A 16,460-nucleotide genomic window follows, 5' to 3' on the forward strand; every position below is an offset into this window, starting at 1 on the left:
GGCTCAATCGGACGAGCAGACGATCGCGGTCAGGAACGGGAACGCCTGCTTGACGGTTGCATCGCTGCCGGCCTTGCGCACGGCTTCCTCGACCGCGCTCTTCGTGCCGCGCACGACGACGCCGTAGGCCCAGTCGCCGATCGGCGTGCCGTCGCCCGGCCGGAAGATCGGATCGTTCGCCTGGTAACCGAGCACGACGTAGACGCCGAAGCCGTAGGCCGTCAGCGAGCGGTTCGTGCGGAACGCGTTGACCGAATTCGATTCGACGTGCATCGGCTCGGACTGGATGTCGCCGGCGGCGAGCAGCGGCGCGACGAACTTGTGGCCGGTCGAATGACAGTCGAGCGCGTCGTCGAGCGCTTTCGCCGACGCGGTGCCGGCGGTGGTCGCGAGTACGAGCAGCGACGCGCAGAGGGCTGGCTTGAGAACGTTGTTTTTCATGCGCGGTTGCGGGTTGTTTCACACGTATTATCGCGTGTTCCAGCAAGTTCCGTGCGCGGGACTCGTGGTGGAGGCGTGGGTGCGTCGACGCGGCGGTTGAGCCGGGCTTGGCCCGCATCGCGGCGAGCCCGGAAAACGGCGGGGCGATTCAAGGGCCGGTAAAAAACACCCGTAAACGGAAAAAGGGGCTACGGTGTTCAACCGTAACCCCTTGATTCCTTGGTCGGAGCGATAGGATTCGAACCTACGACCCTCTGATCCCAAATCAGATGCGCTACCAGGCTGCGCTACGCTCCGACGAGCCAAAGATAATAACGTCGAACGGCCGCATCGGTCAATCACGATATGCGGGTAAATGCCGCGGCGGCGAGCGGTCCGCGATTTGCGACAATTCACAGGATGATCGGCCGCCCCCCACGCATGCGCGCGCGGGCGCTCGCCGAAGCAAGGAGAACATCATGATGAACCTGATCCTGTGGCGCCACGCCGAAGCCGAAGACTACGCGACGAGCGATCTCGCGCGCCAATTGACCGTGCGCGGCCGCAAGGATGCGCAGGCGATGGCCAAATGGCTGCGCGGCCGGCTCGAGACGAATACCGTGATTCTCGCGAGCCCGGCGGCGCGCACCGTGCAGACCGTCGAGGCGCTGACCGACCAGTACCGGACCGTCGACGCCCTCGCGCCAGGCGGCAGTGTCGACGACGTGCTGGCGGCGGCCGGTTGGCCGGACGGTATCGCACCGACGGTCGTGATCGTCGGCCATCAGCCGACGCTCGGCAGCGTGGCCGCGCAGCTGGTCGCCGGCGGCGACGACAACTGGAGCATCAAGAAGGGCGGAATCGTGTGGCTGGCGAGCCGCACGCGCGACGGCAGCCGGCAGGCCGTATTGCGGGCGGTTTTGACGCCGGAACTGGTGTAAAGCCCGCCTGAATTGGTTTGAAGGGATTGATCGTACGGTTTCGCAAGCTTTCTGCTAAAGTCAATTCGGCGACACGTCATTGAAAGGACACGGTCGTGCCACATAACGGTCACGGCCGGTTACTACATTGGCGGGCATGTCGTCCTATTCCTTACGACCAGGAAAGCCTAATGCGAGAACTGCCGACGCCTACGCTCCCTTTTGCCTCGCTGCCCCTCGACACGTCGCGACGCCACCTGCCGCGCGCCAGTGAAACCGTCACATCGGAGTATCGCCTGCGCGCCGCATGGGCGCGTACGGAAGACGAATTGCGCGAAGCCCAGCGCCTGCGCTACAGCGTGTTCGCCGAAGAGATGGGCGCGCAGGTCAGCGGCCCGTCCGGTCTCGATGTCGATCCGTTCGACGTGTATTGCGACCACCTGCTGGTCCGCGATCTCGACACGCTGAAAGTCGTCGGTACGTACCGCGTGCTGCCGCCGCACCAGGCGGCGCGTGTCGGCCGCCTGTACGCCGAAGGCGAATTCGACCTGTCGCGCCTCACGCACCTGCGCGGCAAGATGGTCGAGGTCGGCCGCTCGTGCGTGCACAGCGACTACCGCAGCGGCGCCGTCATCATGGCGCTGTGGGGCGGTCTGGGCGCGTACATGATGCAGAACGGCTACGAGACGATGCTCGGCTGCGCGAGCGTGTCGATGGCCGACGGCGGCCACTACGCGGCGAACCTGTACCAGTCGCTGTCGGCGAGCTCGCTGACGGCGCCCGAGTATCGCGCATTCCCGCACACGGCCCTGCCGGTCGATGAACTGCAGACGGGCACCGTCGTCGCACCGCCGCCGCTGATCAAGGGTTACCTGCGTCTCGGCGCGAAGATTTGCGGCGCCCCGGCCTGGGATCCCGACTTCAACTGCGCGGATTTCCTGACGCTGTTCCGTCTGTCGGACATCAACGCGCGCTACGCCCGCCACTTCCTGGGCTGAGCGATCCGAATCGCGCCGCACCTCCGAGGCGGGGCGCACGCAAGCAAACGCCGTCGCGCGGTAGCTGCCGCACGACGGCGTTCGTGTATCCGGCCCGTGTCTGCGTATCGGGCCCCGATAATTTCAGAGACACGCAACGACCACCGTGCCGCAGGGCGGCACGGCTGGGACGGCCCGTGGGAGGGCCGGACGACAGCGGCGCGCTCAGTGCTTGCGCCGCCAGTCGAGCAGGTGGTGTTCCGCCATCCAGTGGTGGATCATCCCTTCGCCTTCGTGGCTGCGCTTGTATTCGCGCGACTCGAAGTACGACAGCGCGACCAGCACCATCAGACCGATGAACAGGCCGATCAGGCCCGCAATTTCCTCAGACGACATGGCAGCCTCCTTTCAACGGCACAGCGCCATGCGTACATAGTAGGACATGCGCGGCGCAACCCCGAAACCGGATTTCCGCTAGACTCGGCGCGGTCCCGGCGTGCGATGGGCGCGCCGTTTTCCGGAGCCCTACCTGATGACCCGTTTCGTGCTGGCCGTGCTGGCCGCATCCCTTCTTGCCGCCTGCAGCAGCGATCCTCGTCAGGCCCGCCGCGGTCACCCGCCGGAAGATCCGGCCGACTATCACGGCGTGCCGACCGACATGACGCCGCCGTCGATGCTCGACGCGCCGCCGCCGAAACCCGTGCAGCAGCAGTAACGGTCGGCCGGGCCCGTAGTCACGCGCGGGCCGCAGGCGCGGCCTGCGGTTCGGCGCCAACGCGCTGCAACAGCGCCGGCAGGTAGCGTGCGAGCGTCGCGCCGCGCGCCGCCATGAACAGCAGCAGCGCGAACCAGAGGCCATGATTGCCGAACATGCCGACGGCGGCGAGCGTGGCCGCGACGAAGATCGACAACGACACGACCATCGCGCGCATCAGCGATTGCGTCTGCGTAGCGCCGATGAACACGCCGTCGAGCAGGAAACCCCAGACCGACACGATCGGCGAGATCGCGGCCCACGGCAGGTAGCGCAGCGCGACGGCGCGGATCTCGGCCTGGTCGGTCAGGCGCGCAACGATCCAGCCGCCCGCCGCCCAGTAAACGAGCGCGAACAGCAGCGCGCCGAGTGCCGACCAGAACAGCGTGACGCGCACGGCTTGCCGGAAGGCGCGGCGATCGCGCGCGCCGGCCGCCGCGCCGACGAGCGCCTCGGCCGCATGCGCGAAGCCGTCGAGGCCGTACGCCATGAAGGTCTGGAAATTCAGCAGTAGCGCATTCGCGGCGAGCGTCGCGTCGCCTTGTTTCGCGCCGAGATGCGCGAACCAGCCGAACGCGCCGAGCAGGCACAGCGTGCGCAGGAAGATGTCGCGATTGAGCGCGATCAGCCGCTTGAGCGCGACGCGGTCGGCAAGCGCGCGTACCGCGAGCGGTGCAAGGCCGCGCGGCCGCAGCCGCCACAGCATCCACGCGCCGAGCGCGAAACCGCACGCGTCCGCGGTGGCGGTCGCTGCGCCGATGCCGGCGATGCCCCAGCCGAAACCGTACACGTAGAGCAGCACGGCGCCGATGTTCACCGCGTTGATGAACACCTGCGCGACGAGTGCGAGCCGGACGCGCTGCACGCCCAGCAGGTAGCCGAGCACCACGTAGTTCGCGAGCGCGAACGGTGCGCTCCAGATCCGTGCGTGGCTGTATGCGAGCGCCGTCGCGCGGACGGCATCGCTGCCGCCGAGCGCGGACAGCGCGAACGACAGCAGCGGCACCTGCAGCGCCAGCACCGCGGCGCCGAGCGCGAACGCGACGATCAGCGCGCGCAGCAGGTTCAGGCGGATTCCGGCGGCGTCGCCGGCGCCATGCGCCTGTGCGACGAGGCCGGTCGTCCCCATCCGCAGGAAGCCGAAGCCCCAGAACACGAAATTGAAGAACAGCCCGCCGAGCGCGACACCGCCGAGATATTGCGTCCCGTCGAGGTGGCCGGCGACGGCCGTGTCGACGGCGCCGAGGATCGGCTGGGTCAGATTCGCAAGGACGATCGGGAAAGCGAGCGCGAGGACGCGCCGATGCGTGACGGCGGCCGACGCGCTGCCGGCCCCGAGCGGTAAGGCGGATTCGGACATGACGGATGCGTCAGGCGCGTTCCTGCACGCAGACCCACGGCGAGACGACGACCGCCCACAGCTCCGGATTGCGCGCCGCGTAGTCGGCGGCGGTTTCGGCCGGCATGCGCGCGACGAGGCCGGACGACAGCCAGCGCGTGACCTGTTCGGCATCGTCGCTGGCAACCGCTTCCGCGACGCTGACGAGATCGAGGTCGCGCGCGATCGACAGCAGCTTGCCCTGCGCGAAGAAGCGTTCGAGATCGCACCAGTCGATCTTGGCGGTTTCGCCGAGGAGTTTGGCGTAGAGCGGGCTGTGCGACGCGCCCGCGGCGTGTTGATCAGAGGACATCGGTTTCTTGGAAAGACTGCGTGGCGCCACTATAAACCATCCGGCCGGGCGGGCCGAGCGGCAGCGGGGCGCTCACGCGTCGCGCAGCGCGCGCCGGATGATCTTGCCGGTCGCGGTCATCGGCAGGCTGTCGACGAACGCGATCGCGCGCGGGTACTCGTGGGCGGCGAGCCGCGTGCGCACATGTGCCTGCAGCGCGCCGACGAGCGCGGCGTCGCCGACGTGGCCGGGGTTCAGCACGACGAACGCCTTGACGATCTCGGTGCGCGTCGCGTCGGGCACGCCGACGACGGCGGCCATCCGCACCGCCGGATGCGTGAGCAGGCAGTCCTCGATCGGGCCGGGGCCGATCCGGTAACCGGCGCTCGTGATCACGTCGTCGTCGCGGCCGACGAAGCGCACGAAACCGTCGGCGTCGATCGTGCCCGTATCGCCGGTGAGCAGGTAGTCGCCCGCGAACTTGTCGCGCGTCGCGTCGGGGTTGCGCCAGTATTCGAGAAACATCACCGGGTCGGGGCGGCGCACCGCGATGCGGCCTTCGACGCCGGGCGGCAGCGGCGTGCCGTGCGCATCGACGATCGCGACCGCATGACCGGGCACCGCCTTGCCGATCACGCCGGGCTGCGCATCGAACAGCGCCGCACACGACGACAGCACCATGTTGCATTCGGTTTGCCCGTAGAACTCGTTGATCGTCACGCCGAGCGCATCGCGGCCCCACGCCGTCAGTTCGGTGCCGAGCGATTCGCCGCCGCTCGCGACCGATTTCAGCGCCAGCGTGTAGCGTTCGCGCGGCGTCACGACGGCGCGCATCAGCTTCAGCGCGGTGGGCGGCAGAAAGGCGTGGGTGACGCCGTGCCGTGCCATCAGCGCGAACGCCGCGTCGCCGTCGAATTTCTCGAAGCGGTGCGCGAGCACCGGCACGCCGTGATGCCATGACGGCAGCAGCACGTCGAGCAAGCCGCCGATCCATGCCCAGTCGGCGGGTGTCCAGAACAGGCGCGCGTCGCGCGGGAAGCACTGCTGAGACATCTCGACGCCCGGCAGGTGGCCGAGCAGCACGCGATGCGCGTGCAGTGCGCCCTTCGGTTTGCCCGTCGTGCCGGACGTGTAGATGATCAGCGCCGGATCGTCGGCGGCCGTATCCACCGGCACGAAATCCGGCGCCTCGGCGGCGAGCGCCGCGTCGTAGCGCAGCACGCCGGGCACGTCGGGCGCATCGTCGCCGATGCAGTAGACGGTATGCAGCGCCGGCAGTTGCGCGCGCAGCGGCGCGATCTTCGCGTAACCGGCCGCGTCGGTGACGAGCGCGGCCGCCTCGCTGTTCGCGAGCCGGTACTCGAGCGCATCGACGCCGAACAGCGTGAAGAGCGGTACCGCGATCGCGCCGAACTTGTACGCGGCCAGGTGTGCGATCGCCGTTTCGGGGGGCCTTGCGCGAGAAAGATGCCGATCCGGTCGCCGCGCCGCAGGCCGGCACGCGCGAAGCTATTCGCGAGCCGGTTAGAAGCATGCTTCAGGTCGTCGAACGTGAGGCGGGAAACGTCGCCTTGCGCCGTTTCGTGGATCAGCGCGACGCGTCCGCTGCCGTCGGCCCATTTGTCGCACACGTCCACGCCGATGTTGTAGCGCGCCGGAATGTCCCAGCGGAAGCGGGAGAGGAGGTGATCGTAGCGGTCGGCGGCGGGCAGCATCGCGAGGTCTCCTGGTGTCGAGCGTGGCGTCGGGTGAACGGCTTACATCAGGATTTCATGCAGACGAATCCACAATGGTGTTTGCTGATAGGGAATGTTCGGACTCGTCCAATAGGCGAGGCTCAGTGCACGATTCCACAATGACGCATAAGATCAAGACAAAACAGTGGTGTGACCATGGATTTGCTTCTGATAGCTGCGGGGTTCAGCCTGATCGGAATCGGGGTGCTGGTGGCGTTTGCTCGTCACGTCGATCCGTTGTCCGGCCGTTTCACCGGACGTCTGCGCAAGCGCTGACTTGATGTGTTCCGTTTTCGCCGCGACGGCACGCGATGCGCGCCGGCATCGCGTGTCGTCTGTCGTGCGCTCAGCGCGCCGGCAGGTAGCGTGACGGATCGATCGAGCGGCCGCCATAGCGCAGCTCGAAATGCAGTGCGACACGATCGCTGTCGCTGTTGCCCATCTCCGCGATCGATTGCCCTTGCGTGACCGACTGGCCTTCCTTCACCAGCAGCGCGCGGTTGTGCGCGTAGGCCGTCAGGTAATCGGCGTTGTGCTTCAGGATGATCAGGTTGCCGTAGCCGCGCAGCCCGTTACCGGCATAGACCACGACACCCGGCGCGGCCGCGACCACCGGCGTGCCCGGCGAATTCGCGATGTCGATGCCCTTCGATTTCGAGCCGTCGAACGTGCGCACCACGTTGCCGGCCGCCGGCCAGATCAGCGCAATGCTCGTGGCCGGCTTCACGGCCGATTCGACCGGGGCGGAAGGCGCCGGGCGGGCACGGCCCGCGCTGCCGGTGCCGGTGGTCGACGGCGTCGATGCGGCGGTCGTGCCGGGCGGCGGCGCGACGCGCAGCACCTGGCCGACTTCGATCGCATCGGGGTTCGTCATCTGGTTCCAGCGCACGATGCTCTGTACCGACGTGCGGTTGTCGCGCGCAATCTTGTAGAGCGTGTCGCCACGCTCGACGCGATAGAACCCGGGGCCGACGGGCGCGGAGCCGCACGCGACGAGCAGCGCGGCGCAGGCGGCTGCGAAGAGTCGCTTCGTTGTTGTTCCGAACATTGAACCTCGCAAGACCCTGCCACGCGTGACGCGGCAGGCAACACAAAACGTCCGATTTTAACGGGTTCGACTCGCGCACCGCAGTTTCGGGCGCTACCAAGGCCGCCGGGCGCCGGTTCCGTGCGTGTCGAATCAGCCGGCGAGCGGGATCACGCGGATTCGCAGCGTGGCCGTTTCGGTCGCGCCCGGCGCGAGCATGCGCAGGCCGAGGCCGTTGTGGATCGCATCGGGCAGGCCGAGCCACGGCTCGACGCAATAGAAGTCCGAATCCGGCTTTTCGGTCCAGGTGGTGACCGCGTACCACGGGATCGAGCCCGGCACGTCCAGCGCGATCTCGATCGTGCGGCGGCGGCCCGGCATCACGATGCGCACTGGCGTGGACGGCGTACCGTCGAGGCAGTGGAAGCGGTCGAGGATGTCCGGATCGTCGAGGCGGTAGCGGGCTTCACCCGGTTCGGGCGGGCTGATCGAGCCGTCCGCGCGCTGGTGGCAACGGCGGGTCGGCGGCAACTCGAGGAGGGTGTCGGCCCGCTCGCCGTGCGGCAGCGCGAAGTAGAAATGGTGGCCGGCGTAGTAGGGCAGCGGCGTGTCGCCACGATTGGTCGTCGTCAGCGCGACGTCGAGCGTATGCGCGTCGGCCAGCCGGTACGTGGTTTCGAACCGGAAATCAAACGGGTAGCTCGCGCGCAGCGCGTCGTTCGCGTCGAGCGTCATCGACAGCGCGGCGCCGTCGGCCGACGGCTGCGCGTCGAACGGCAGATCGCGCGCGAAGCCGTGCATCGGCAGGTCGCGGACCACGCCGGCGGCGTCGCGCCAGCGGCCGATCTCGCCGTCGACGCGGTGGCGGCCGAGGAACGGGAACAGCAGCGGATTGCCGCCGCGCACGCGGGCGAGGTTGCTCCAGTCGGCGGTTTCCGGCCAGAAGATCACCGGTTCGCCATCGACGTGCCAGGACAGCAGGCGGCCGCCGAATTGCGGGGCGACCCGGATGAGCGACGGGCCGGCGTGAAGTTCGTGAATGTCGTGTTGCTGGAAGATCGGCATGGCGAATCGGGTTGGGCGAGTGACGGGAGCAACGGGCGTTCCATTATCGGGCCGCGGCCGGTCGGGGAAAACCCTTCTCGGGAAATTGCGAGTTTTTAACATTGTCGACGGTCGGGATAATGTCTCTAAACCGGTGATGTTGCCGGGTCATGACACTTCGTGGAGGGGGCCATGGATCTGGCAATGGCAATGGGAATCGCACTGTTCGGCATGTTTACCGGCAGCACGGTATTATTTTTCTATCAGCTCGGCCGCTGACGGCAATTTCTGCCGAAGTCGACAGGCCCGCCATGCAAATGGCGGGCTTTTTGCTTTCTGGGCGCTTACAAATTGCAAGCGTTTGTGTGCAGCGCCGCAATATCCTGCCAAATGCCTTGGCGCAGTAATCCGGGCTCGGCATAATCGGGGCGCGTTTTTCAGGACGCGCATCGCGTCGTCCGCCTTCCTTCCCGCTTAATCTTCACTAAAAGGACCGACGCGTGAGCCTCTGGTTTCTGGTATTCCTGAGCGTCCTGCAGGGCGTCACCGAACTCTTCCCCGTCAGCAGCCTTGGCCATACGCTGCTCGTGCCGGCGCTGTTCGGCATGCACATCGACAAGCACGCGCCGCAACTGCTGCCGTTCCTCGTCGCACTCCACCTCGGCACCGCGCTGGCGCTACTGTGGTACTTCCGCGCGCGCTGGATCGCGCTGATCGGCGGTTTCTTCGCGCAGCTCGGCGGCCGCAAGAACGACGACGGCCACCTGATGTGGGCGCTGATCATCGGCACGATCCCGACCGGCATCGTCGGGCTGCTGCTGGAAAAGCGCATCGAGCGCGTGTTTCACGATCTGAGGATCGTCGCGATCGCGCTGATCGTCAACGGCGTGTTGCTGTGGCTGGGTGATCGCATCCAGCGCAGCCGCGCGCATCAGGCGCCCGAGAAAATGACGTTCAAGCAGGCGTTCTTCGTGGGCCTCGCGCAGATCGGCGCGCTGATTCCCGGCTTCTCGCGCAGCGGGCTGACGATGATTGCCGGGAATGTGGCCGGGCTGACGGCGGAAAAGGCGGCGGAATTCTCGTTTCTGCTCGGCACGCCGATCATCTTTGCCGCGGGCGTGCTCGAACTGCCGAAGCTGTTCCATGCGCGCGACCAGCTCGCGGATGCGCTGCTCGGCGGCGTGCTGACGGCGATCGCCGCGTACCTGAGCGTGCGGTTCCTGATGCGCTATTTCGAAGGGCGCGGCCGGCTCGCGTCGTTCGGCGTGTATTGCGTGATCGCCGGTGTGTTCTGTCTCGGCTGGTTCATGCTGCATCCGCAGCCGGTTTGATGCGGCGGCGCCGATCTCGCGTGATCTGGCGCGATGATCGGGTATAATTTCGGGCTCGGCTTTGTGTCGGACCCGTTTTGTTTCGGGGGTTTGAGTTGTTGTTGCTCAAAACCCCGATGCCGAATGCGGTTCGTGTCAGGCCGTGTCTTTTCTCCCCGACCGCCCTTAGCTCAGTTGGATAGAGCAACGGCCTTCTAAGCCGTAGGTCACACGTTCGAATCGTGTAGGGCGGGCCAGTTTGATCACTGGGCGATCTTCCCGGGGCCACCCCGGATGACGCAAACGCATCACTCCACCGTCACCGATTTCGCCAGATTCCTCGGCTTGTCGATATCCGCGCCCCGCAAGCACGCCGCGTGATACGCGAGCAACTGCAACGGCACGACGTGCAGAATCGGCGACAACAACCCGTAGTAATCCGGCATTCGCAGCACCGACACGCCTTCGCCGTTGTCGATCCGCGTATCGGCATCCGCGAACACGTAAAGCTGCCCGCCGCGCGCCCGCACCTCCTGCATGTTCGACTTGAGCTTTTCGAGCAGCGCATCGTTCGGCGCGATCGTGGCAACGGGCATCGTGTGCGTGACGAGCGCGAGCGGCCCGTGTTTCAGCTCGCCCGCCGGATACGCTTCCGCGTGGATATACGAAATCTCCTTCAGCTTCAACGCGCCTTCGAGCGCGATCGGGTAGTGCAGCCCGCGCCCGAGAAACAGCGCGTTTTCATGCTGCGAGAATTCCGCCGCCCAGCGCGCGATCTGCGACTCCAGCCCCAGCACGTCTTCGAGCGCGCCGGGCAGGCGCCGCAACTGCGTCGTATAGCGCGCGAGTTGCGCATCGTCGACGTAGCCGCGCAGTCGCCCGAGCGTCACCGCGAGAATGAACAGCGCGACGAGCTGCGTCGTGAACGCCTTGGTCGACGCGACGCCGATTTCCGGGCCGGCCCGCGTCAGGAAGCGCAGTCCGGTCTGGCGCATCATCGCGCTGGTCGGCACGTTGCAGATCGCCAGCGTGTCGATGTGGCCGAGCGCCTGCGCGTACTTGAGGGCGGCGAGCGTGTCGGCGGTCTCGCCGGATTGCGACACGCTGACCACCAGCGTATTCGGCGTCGCAAGCGCGTCGCTGTAACGGTATTCGCTCGCAATCTCGACCTGCGCGGGGATGCGTGCGATCGTCTCGAGCCAGCGGCGTGCGGTCAGGCCGGAGTAGTGGCTCGTGCCGCATGCGAGGATCAGCACGTTGTCGATCTGCTCGAACGCGCGCGCGGCGTCCGGGCCGAATACGGCGGGATCGAACAGCCCGGCATCGGGGATCGTCGCGGCCACGGCCTGCGGCTGCTCGAAAATTTCCTTCTGCATGAAGTGCCGGTAGGGGCCGAGCTCGACCACGCCCTGCGCGGACGAAATGGTTTGTATCGCGCGTTCGATCGGCGCGCCGGTGCGATCGAGTACCCGCACGCCGCCCGGCGTCAGTTCGACGATGTCGCCTTCCTCGAGAAAGATGAAGCGGTCGGTGATGCCGGCGAGCGCGAGCGCGTCGGACGCGAGAAAGCATTCGCCGTCCTTCACGCCGACGACGAGCGGCGAGCCGGCCCGCGCGCCGATCAGCCGCTGCGGCTCGTGCTTGCTGAACACCGCGATCGCGTAGGCGCCGTGCAGTTGCGAGGTCGCATCGCGCACGGCGGCGAGCAGGTCGCCGCGATACTTGCTGTGGATCAGATGCGCGACCACCTCGGTGTCGGTCTGGCCGTCGAATTCGTAGTGCTCGTCGGACAGTTGCTTGCGCAACGTTTCATGGTTCTCGATGATGCCGTTGTGCACCAGCGCGATTTCGTCGCGCGAGAAGATCGGATGCGCGTTGCACGTCGCGGGCGCGCCGTGGGTTGCCCAGCGCGTGTGCGCGATGCCGGTGCTGCCGGCGAGGCCGGCACTGCGCACGTGGGCGTCGAGATCGGCGACGCGCGACATGCTGCGCTCGCGGCGTGCCTGGCCGTCGACGACGGTCGCCACTCCGCATGAATCGTAGCCGCGATATTCGAGGCGGCGCAAACCTTCGATCAGAATCGGGACGATATCCCGTTGCGCGACCGCGCCGACGATGCCACACATGACACGTCTCCTTCCCTGTAGATTTCCCCGGACCGTGCGCACGCGTGGGTCAGCGTGACGCGGTCTCCGTTGTCGCCGCCGTCGTGAAGCCGCATCGAGCGGGTGCGACCGGGTCGGCCATCCGGCTTTCGAATGCCAGGTAAAGCGCCTCCTCCAGTACGTTCCAGTGCGCGCCGTGCCGGTACGGCCCCGATCGTGCATGCCAGCACGCGACCGTGTTCATGTCGTTCATCTTGAATGCGACCAGTGCGATCAAGCCCCACGGATAGTCGGAGCTGGCGAGTTGCAGCCAGGTCTTGCCGTACTTCTGCATCCACTGCGCGTAGATCGTCTCGTTCGATTGCTGGGGAACCTGAATACCGGAAAGAAGCGGAAAGACCTGCGCGACTTTCGCCGGATAGAACGTCGTGTCGCTGATGCGCTGCGTGCTCGCGCGAAAGCCGGACTGCGTGCCGCGCCAGAACACCTTCAGGATCGCGGACGCGAGCCGGTCGGCGCGCTGGCTCCACGGGCCGGCGCGCGTGGCGTCGCCATGCCGGACGTAATACGCGGCGAGCGCCTGGAACGCGCTGTGGACCTCGACGTTGTCCATCAGCAGCGCGACGTGCAGCGTCGACGAGATCTGATAGACACCCGCGGGCTTGCTGAGCAGCGCGTCCAGATGCGCGGCCGCGCGATCGAGGCTGAGTTCCCATGCGGCGGGCAGGCCGTCGGGCGGCGCGAAGCGGGCGAGCAGTTCGATCCAGGTCGCCATCATTGCATCGTCGGCGTCGGCTTCGGCACATGAGCTGTACTGGCCGCTCTTCACGCAGTAGCGATCGAACCCGCCGTCCGGGCGCTGGCGCGGCAGCAGCCACGCGATCCAGGCGAGCGCGGCCTGATGGGCGTCGAGCCCGGCGTCGGCGGCGCCGAGCAGCGCCTTCGCCGCGAAATAAGGATCGATGCCGGCGCCGTTCAGGCGCACGGTGATCGCGCCGTCGGGGCGTTGGTAGAGTCCGTTGAGCTGGAGTTCGGCGGCACTCGCCTGCAGCGCGACGCCGCACGCGGCGACACAGCAGGCGACGCACCAGAGGCGGCATAGCCGGGCGGTGGCCGCCACGCGTGCGCGTGCGGCCGGGAAAAGCGCGGGCCGGTTCATGATGGGGGGCTCCTGCGCGATGGTCCTGCGCAAATCCCGCCGCGCGCGGCGTTGGCCGCGCCGCGCGCCGACGGGTGTGTCGATGTCGCGGCTCAGTGCACCTTGGCGCTGGTGAACTTGAGACTGGTGCCGCTGTTCGCGGTCACGAGCCAGTACGTCGAATCGGTGATGACGACGCTGCCGAAGCCTTGCGTGATGATCGGCAGCGCGAAGCTCTTCTTCGGCAGGAGCCACGTCATGTTCGCGAGGCTGGTCGGATGGCTGGCGGCGAACGTCCAGCCGCTGCCCGTGTCGGTGGCCGACCACGTGACGTTCAGGCGTGCACGATCGAAGGTCGTGATGTCACTCATCGTGTACCACTTGAACTGACCCGTCAGTTTCAGCGTATTGGCTTGCGAGAAGATCGCGGACAACGTCGACGTGTAGGACGACGCGCCCAGCGGATGCGCATAGATCAGCCGGCTCGTGCGGTTCGCGACGACGAAGTTCATCAGGGATGCGTACCAGTTGTTGACGTCGGCCGTCGGCACCGCGTATTGCTGGAACTCCTCGAACGTCGCGTACTTGCCGAACGGCATCACGGGGTAAGCCCACAGGCCGGGGTTCAGCAGCGCGCCGTTGCGGTATGCGCGGGTCGGTGCCGAGCCGGTGTGGCCGGTGAAGTAGTAGCCGTTGAAGCCGTTGCTTTCGAGCCAGTTGACCGACCAGGTCGGCGTGTTGCCTTCCGGCGCCGCGTATTCGACGTCCGGCTGGCCGGTCGCGGCCTGGACGGCCTGATGGTTCATCACGAGGTATTGCGTGAACGTGCTCGCGTTCGTTTCGCTCGCATTCGCCCCCCAGTAATCGTGAATCCAGCCGCCGTGGCTGCCGACGCGATGGCCCTTGGTCAGGAAATACTTGACGAGGTTCTGCGCGGTCGGGTTGTTGGCGAGGTTGACGCCGTTGCCGTCGCCGAAGGTCGCTTCATCGGGGCCGGCCGTGATCACGAGCGAGAACGGCCCGTTGTTCCACACGCCGAGGCTCTTCAGCTGAAGCGCCGGCTGGATCTGGTCGCCCGCGCAGAAGTGCCAGTTGAACACGAGCCCGGCCATCGCCTTCGGCAGCGGCGACAGCGACGGCAGGTTCAGCATCTGCGTGCCGAAATAATGCAGGTAGCCGTGAATCAGCATGCCGTCGGTCTGGCCGTCGAGGTAGGCGAGCGGCAGGTTGACGAACAGCACGCCGCCGTTGCCGTACGTGTTGTAGCCGGACACCAGCCCGAAGGTCGGCGAGGTCAGGATCGTCGTGCCGGTGTACGTCCCCTGCGTAACGAAGCTCGGATAGGTGAGGAAGCCGTACACGTAGCCGGAGATGCCTTCGAGCGTGTCGCTGGTGGTGGCCAGCGTCGACGCGAGCGTGTTGGCCGTCTTGCCGGTCGACGTGCTCAGGAGCGAATTGGCGGTATACGTCGTGGTCTTCTTCAGCTTGCCGGTCACGGTGCCGGTCAGCTTCGGCGTCGTCTGGTTCAGCACGCCGCTGCCCGTGGGCGGCGTCGTGTACATGAACCATGCGTCGTGGTTGTAATTGGCGAGGCCGCCCGGGTTCGACGGGCTGGCGGCCAGGAACTGCGCGCTGCCCGACGACGTGTTCGTCGACGTGCCCGAGGTGCTCGTCGAGGCGAGCGCGGTCGCGGTCGTGGTGCTCGACGAAGCCGTGGTCCATGCCATCGACTTGCCGGGAGGCACCTGGAGCGTGCGCAGCCAGCTGCTCATGCCGGTCACGTTGCCGAGGCCGATCATGTTGCCGCCGTATTGGTCATACAGCACATAGTCCACACCGACCATGCTGCTGAAGCGCGATTTCGGGCTGACGTAGAAGCCGGCGGAATTCAGCACGCCGAAATCGTAGACGAGCATCACCTTGCCGCCGTTCAGTGCGTAGTTCTGGATCGCCGTCACGAGCGTGTCGCTGGCCGTCGTGTGCACCTGGTCGGGCAGAATCAGGCCCGGATACTGCGACAGCGACGCGCCGGCCGCCATGAACTGGCTGTCGGTCATCACCTTGATCTGCAGCCCTTCTTCCTGCGCACTGTCGAGCCATGCGGACACGCGCGAATCGGGCAGCGTCAGCGTGTCGGGCACCAACAGGAGGAGCTGGTTGGTGGCCGCCTGAACGCCGCCCGGACTGAATGCGAACGCGAGCGCGAACAGCGCGAACAGAATCCGCAAGAACTTGCCTGACTTTGCCAACATGGTGTGCTCCTCGCTCAAGGAATGGGGGCGTGCGGCAGCCGGAATGCGCGTGCCGCCAGGGCGACCAATCCAGCCCCGTAGGTGTGTGCGGCTGTCCGGTTCGTCGGGTATCGAGCGGTGCATGTCGACGGCGGACGGATTGCGCCAGGGCGCCGGGGCGCCGCGCTGCCTTCGCCGATGAGAGGACTCGATGCGACGTATTGAAAGAAGCGAACAACGTGCCATTGGCGCAGGAGGCCCGGTCCTGCTGGCTTCCTGCGATGCGGGCCGGGCGGCAGGGCCGGAAACGCGGCGGATTCGTTTCATCGCTGATACGGCGCGTTTGAACGCGCTATCAGCAGACGGAATCGCGATCGCGCGTCAGTGCGCCGGGCCAGCTTGCGCAGTAGGTATAGAGCGTGACCAGCAGGCCGATCAGCAGTGGCCCGCCGAGCAGGAAATAGCAGAACGGCAGGAACAGCAGCGAGCCGTGATGGATGATCGTCGCGTGCAGCAGCATCACGAACGGCAGCGCGAACACGAAGTAGCCGAGCACCAGCAGCGACGCGACGGCTTTTTGCAGCAGCGAGAAATCGAGCGGGTAGTACAGCGCGGCCATCACCAGCGGGATCACTGCGATCGCCGCGCCGTACAGCACGAACATGTCGCGCAGGTGCAATTGCGGGACATACGGAAACGTGCCGGGCGCAAGCCAGAAGTATGCGCAGATCAGCAGCTGGGTGAAGCTCGCGATACGTAACAGATATGCAACAGGCAACCAGTTCGCCCGCCGGATGAACGATGCGGCGAAGCCGGTCGCGCAGAGCGCGGTGGTGGCGGCCAGCAGCATGCCGCCCGGCATGCGGGCCGCGACGTCGATCGACAGCAGCGGCACGCGCGGTGCGTCGGGCGGGTAACCGATCACGATCACGTGAAGCGCCGGATCGAGCTGGTGCGCGCCCCACGCCATGACCGAGCGCCAGTAGCGCCACGCCAGCGGCAAGCCGAACCACAGCGACGCGTACAGCGCGGGCGTCAGCAGCGCGATCGACGACAGCCAGCGCTGCGGGTACGCGTGGGTGCGCAGCGAACGATCGACGGGAGGACGGACGGGATGCGTGTGCATGG

The 16,460-nt window shown here is 66.7% G+C and carries 14 protein-coding genes, 2 tRNA genes and 1 pseudogene; 5 read left to right on the plus strand and 12 right to left on the minus strand.

Going from position 1 to position 16,460, the window contains the following annotated elements; all coding sequences use genetic code 11:
• Nucleotides 1-3: 3 nt before the first annotated feature.
• Nucleotides 4-441, minus strand: a complete 438-nt coding sequence (locus JMF86_RS06170) for a hypothetical protein (RefSeq protein ID WP_011545095.1) — start codon at nt 439-441, stop codon at nt 4-6.
• A 220-nt stretch (nt 442-661) separates the two neighbouring features.
• Nucleotides 662-738: transfer RNA gene (locus JMF86_RS06175), tRNA-Pro, on the minus strand.
• Nucleotides 739-899: 161 nt separating this feature from the next.
• On the opposite strand from JMF86_RS06175, the gene sixA reads away from it, so the two are divergent.
• The gene (sixA, locus tag JMF86_RS06180) at nt 900-1,361 is read left to right on the plus strand and encodes a phosphohistidine phosphatase SixA (protein ID WP_011545096.1); all 462 of its coding nucleotides are present in this window, start codon (nt 900-902) and stop codon (nt 1,359-1,361) included.
• Nucleotides 1,362-1,531: 170 nt separating this feature from the next.
• The gene (locus tag JMF86_RS06190) at nt 1,532-2,338 is read left to right on the plus strand and encodes a GNAT family N-acetyltransferase (protein ID WP_011694249.1); all 807 of its coding nucleotides are present in this window, start codon (nt 1,532-1,534) and stop codon (nt 2,336-2,338) included.
• 204 nt (nt 2,339-2,542) lie between these two features.
• On the opposite strand, the gene JMF86_RS06195 is transcribed toward JMF86_RS06190, so the two are convergent.
• Nucleotides 2,543-2,713 carry a hypothetical protein gene (locus JMF86_RS06195; RefSeq protein WP_006476323.1) on the minus strand — a complete coding sequence of 57 codons (171 nt, stop codon included), beginning with the start codon at nt 2,711-2,713 and terminating at the stop codon, nt 2,543-2,545.
• 136 nt (nt 2,714-2,849) lie between these two features.
• Here JMF86_RS06195 and JMF86_RS06200 point away from each other — a divergent pair, with 136 nt between their 5' ends.
• Nucleotides 2,850-3,032 carry a hypothetical protein gene (locus JMF86_RS06200; protein ID WP_011545098.1) on the plus strand — a complete coding sequence of 61 codons (183 nt, stop codon included), beginning with the start codon at nt 2,850-2,852 and terminating at the stop codon, nt 3,030-3,032.
• A gap of 19 nt (nt 3,033-3,051) precedes the next feature.
• Here JMF86_RS06200 and JMF86_RS06205 read toward each other — a convergent pair whose 3' ends face one another.
• The 5 genes and pseudogenes from JMF86_RS06205 to JMF86_RS06225 all read right to left on the minus strand — a co-directional run bounded on the left by JMF86_RS06205 (nt 3,052) and on the right by JMF86_RS06225 (nt 8,569).
• On the minus strand, nt 3,052-4,431 hold the full coding sequence (locus JMF86_RS06205) for an MATE family efflux transporter (RefSeq protein ID WP_011694250.1): 1,380 nt from the start codon (nt 4,429-4,431) through the stop codon (nt 3,052-3,054).
• A gap of 10 nt (nt 4,432-4,441) precedes the next feature.
• The gene (locus JMF86_RS06210; protein WP_012328256.1) at nt 4,442-4,762 is read right to left on the minus strand and encodes a DUF2288 domain-containing protein; all 321 of its coding nucleotides are present in this window, start codon (nt 4,760-4,762) and stop codon (nt 4,442-4,444) included.
• Between the two features lie 72 nt (nt 4,763-4,834).
• Nucleotides 4,835-6,456 (minus strand): annotated as a pseudogene (locus tag JMF86_RS06215) (acyl-CoA synthetase).
• A 367-nt stretch (nt 6,457-6,823) separates the two neighbouring features.
• Nucleotides 6,824-7,525, minus strand: a complete 702-nt coding sequence (locus JMF86_RS06220; RefSeq protein ID WP_077177962.1) for a peptidoglycan DD-metalloendopeptidase family protein — start codon at nt 7,523-7,525, stop codon at nt 6,824-6,826.
• 132 nt (nt 7,526-7,657) lie between these two features.
• Nucleotides 7,658-8,569 carry an aldose epimerase gene (locus tag JMF86_RS06225; protein WP_201316815.1) on the minus strand — a complete coding sequence of 304 codons (912 nt, stop codon included), beginning with the start codon at nt 8,567-8,569 and terminating at the stop codon, nt 7,658-7,660.
• A 479-nt stretch (nt 8,570-9,048) separates the two neighbouring features.
• Here JMF86_RS06225 and JMF86_RS06230 point away from each other — a divergent pair, with 479 nt between their 5' ends.
• Nucleotides 9,049-9,879, plus strand: a complete 831-nt coding sequence (locus JMF86_RS06230) for an undecaprenyl-diphosphate phosphatase (RefSeq protein ID WP_011545102.1) — start codon at nt 9,049-9,051, stop codon at nt 9,877-9,879.
• A gap of 159 nt (nt 9,880-10,038) precedes the next feature.
• Nucleotides 10,039-10,115, plus strand: a tRNA-Arg gene (locus tag JMF86_RS06235).
• 51 nt (nt 10,116-10,166) lie between these two features.
• Here the strand turns inward: JMF86_RS06235 and glmS are convergent.
• From glmS to JMF86_RS06255, 4 genes are all read right to left on the minus strand, one after another.
• Complete coding sequence (glmS, locus tag JMF86_RS06240) at nt 10,167-11,984, minus strand: glutamine--fructose-6-phosphate transaminase (isomerizing) (protein WP_011545110.1); 1,818 nt, start codon at nt 11,982-11,984, stop codon at nt 10,167-10,169.
• Between the two features lie 49 nt (nt 11,985-12,033).
• Nucleotides 12,034-13,122: a hypothetical protein gene (locus JMF86_RS06245; protein WP_011545111.1), complete on the minus strand. Its 1,089-nt coding sequence runs from the start codon at nt 13,120-13,122 to the stop codon at nt 12,034-12,036.
• A gap of 92 nt (nt 13,123-13,214) precedes the next feature.
• The gene (locus JMF86_RS06250; protein ID WP_011545112.1) at nt 13,215-15,353 is read right to left on the minus strand and encodes a polysaccharide deacetylase family protein; all 2,139 of its coding nucleotides are present in this window, start codon (nt 15,351-15,353) and stop codon (nt 13,215-13,217) included.
• Between the two features lie 334 nt (nt 15,354-15,687).
• Complete coding sequence (locus JMF86_RS06255) at nt 15,688-16,458, minus strand: hypothetical protein (protein WP_011545113.1); 771 nt, start codon at nt 16,456-16,458, stop codon at nt 15,688-15,690.
• Nucleotides 16,459-16,460 lie beyond the last annotated feature (2 nt).

This window comes from Burkholderia sp. E168m15 (assembly GCF_016586105.1).
Classification (GTDB): domain Bacteria; phylum Pseudomonadota; class Gammaproteobacteria; order Burkholderiales; family Burkholderiaceae; genus Burkholderia; species Burkholderia orbicola.

Excerpts from the sequence above, each read along its gene's own strand:
- JMF86_RS06245 (WP_011545111.1), bottom strand. The coding sequence starts at position 13,122 with ATGAACCGGCCCGCGCTTTTCCCGGCCGCACGCGCACGCGTGGCGGCC.
- JMF86_RS06255 (WP_011545113.1), bottom strand. The coding sequence starts at position 16,458 with ATGCACACGCATCCCGTCCGTCCTCCCGTCGATCGTTCGCTGCGCACC.
- JMF86_RS06205 (WP_011694250.1), bottom strand. The coding sequence starts at position 4,431 with ATGTCCGAATCCGCCTTACCGCTCGGGGCCGGCAGCGCGTCGGCCGCC.
- JMF86_RS06210 (WP_012328256.1), bottom strand. The coding sequence starts at position 4,762 with ATGTCCTCTGATCAACACGCCGCGGGCGCGTCGCACAGCCCGCTCTAC.
- glmS (WP_011545110.1), bottom strand. The coding sequence starts at position 11,984 with ATGTGTGGCATCGTCGGCGCGGTCGCGCAACGGGATATCGTCCCGATT.
- JMF86_RS06220 (WP_077177962.1), bottom strand. The coding sequence starts at position 7,525 with ATGTTCGGAACAACAACGAAGCGACTCTTCGCAGCCGCCTGCGCCGCG.
- sixA (WP_011545096.1), top strand. The coding sequence starts at position 900 with ATGATGAACCTGATCCTGTGGCGCCACGCCGAAGCCGAAGACTACGCG.
- JMF86_RS06170 (WP_011545095.1), bottom strand. The coding sequence starts at position 441 with ATGAAAAACAACGTTCTCAAGCCAGCCCTCTGCGCGTCGCTGCTCGTA.
- JMF86_RS06200 (WP_011545098.1), top strand. The coding sequence starts at position 2,850 with ATGACCCGTTTCGTGCTGGCCGTGCTGGCCGCATCCCTTCTTGCCGCC.
- JMF86_RS06225 (WP_201316815.1), bottom strand. The coding sequence starts at position 8,569 with ATGCCGATCTTCCAGCAACACGACATTCACGAACTTCACGCCGGCCCG.
- JMF86_RS06195 (WP_006476323.1), bottom strand. The coding sequence starts at position 2,713 with ATGTCGTCTGAGGAAATTGCGGGCCTGATCGGCCTGTTCATCGGTCTG.
- JMF86_RS06190 (WP_011694249.1), top strand. The coding sequence starts at position 1,532 with ATGCGAGAACTGCCGACGCCTACGCTCCCTTTTGCCTCGCTGCCCCTC.
- JMF86_RS06250 (WP_011545112.1), bottom strand. The coding sequence starts at position 15,353 with ATGTTGGCAAAGTCAGGCAAGTTCTTGCGGATTCTGTTCGCGCTGTTC.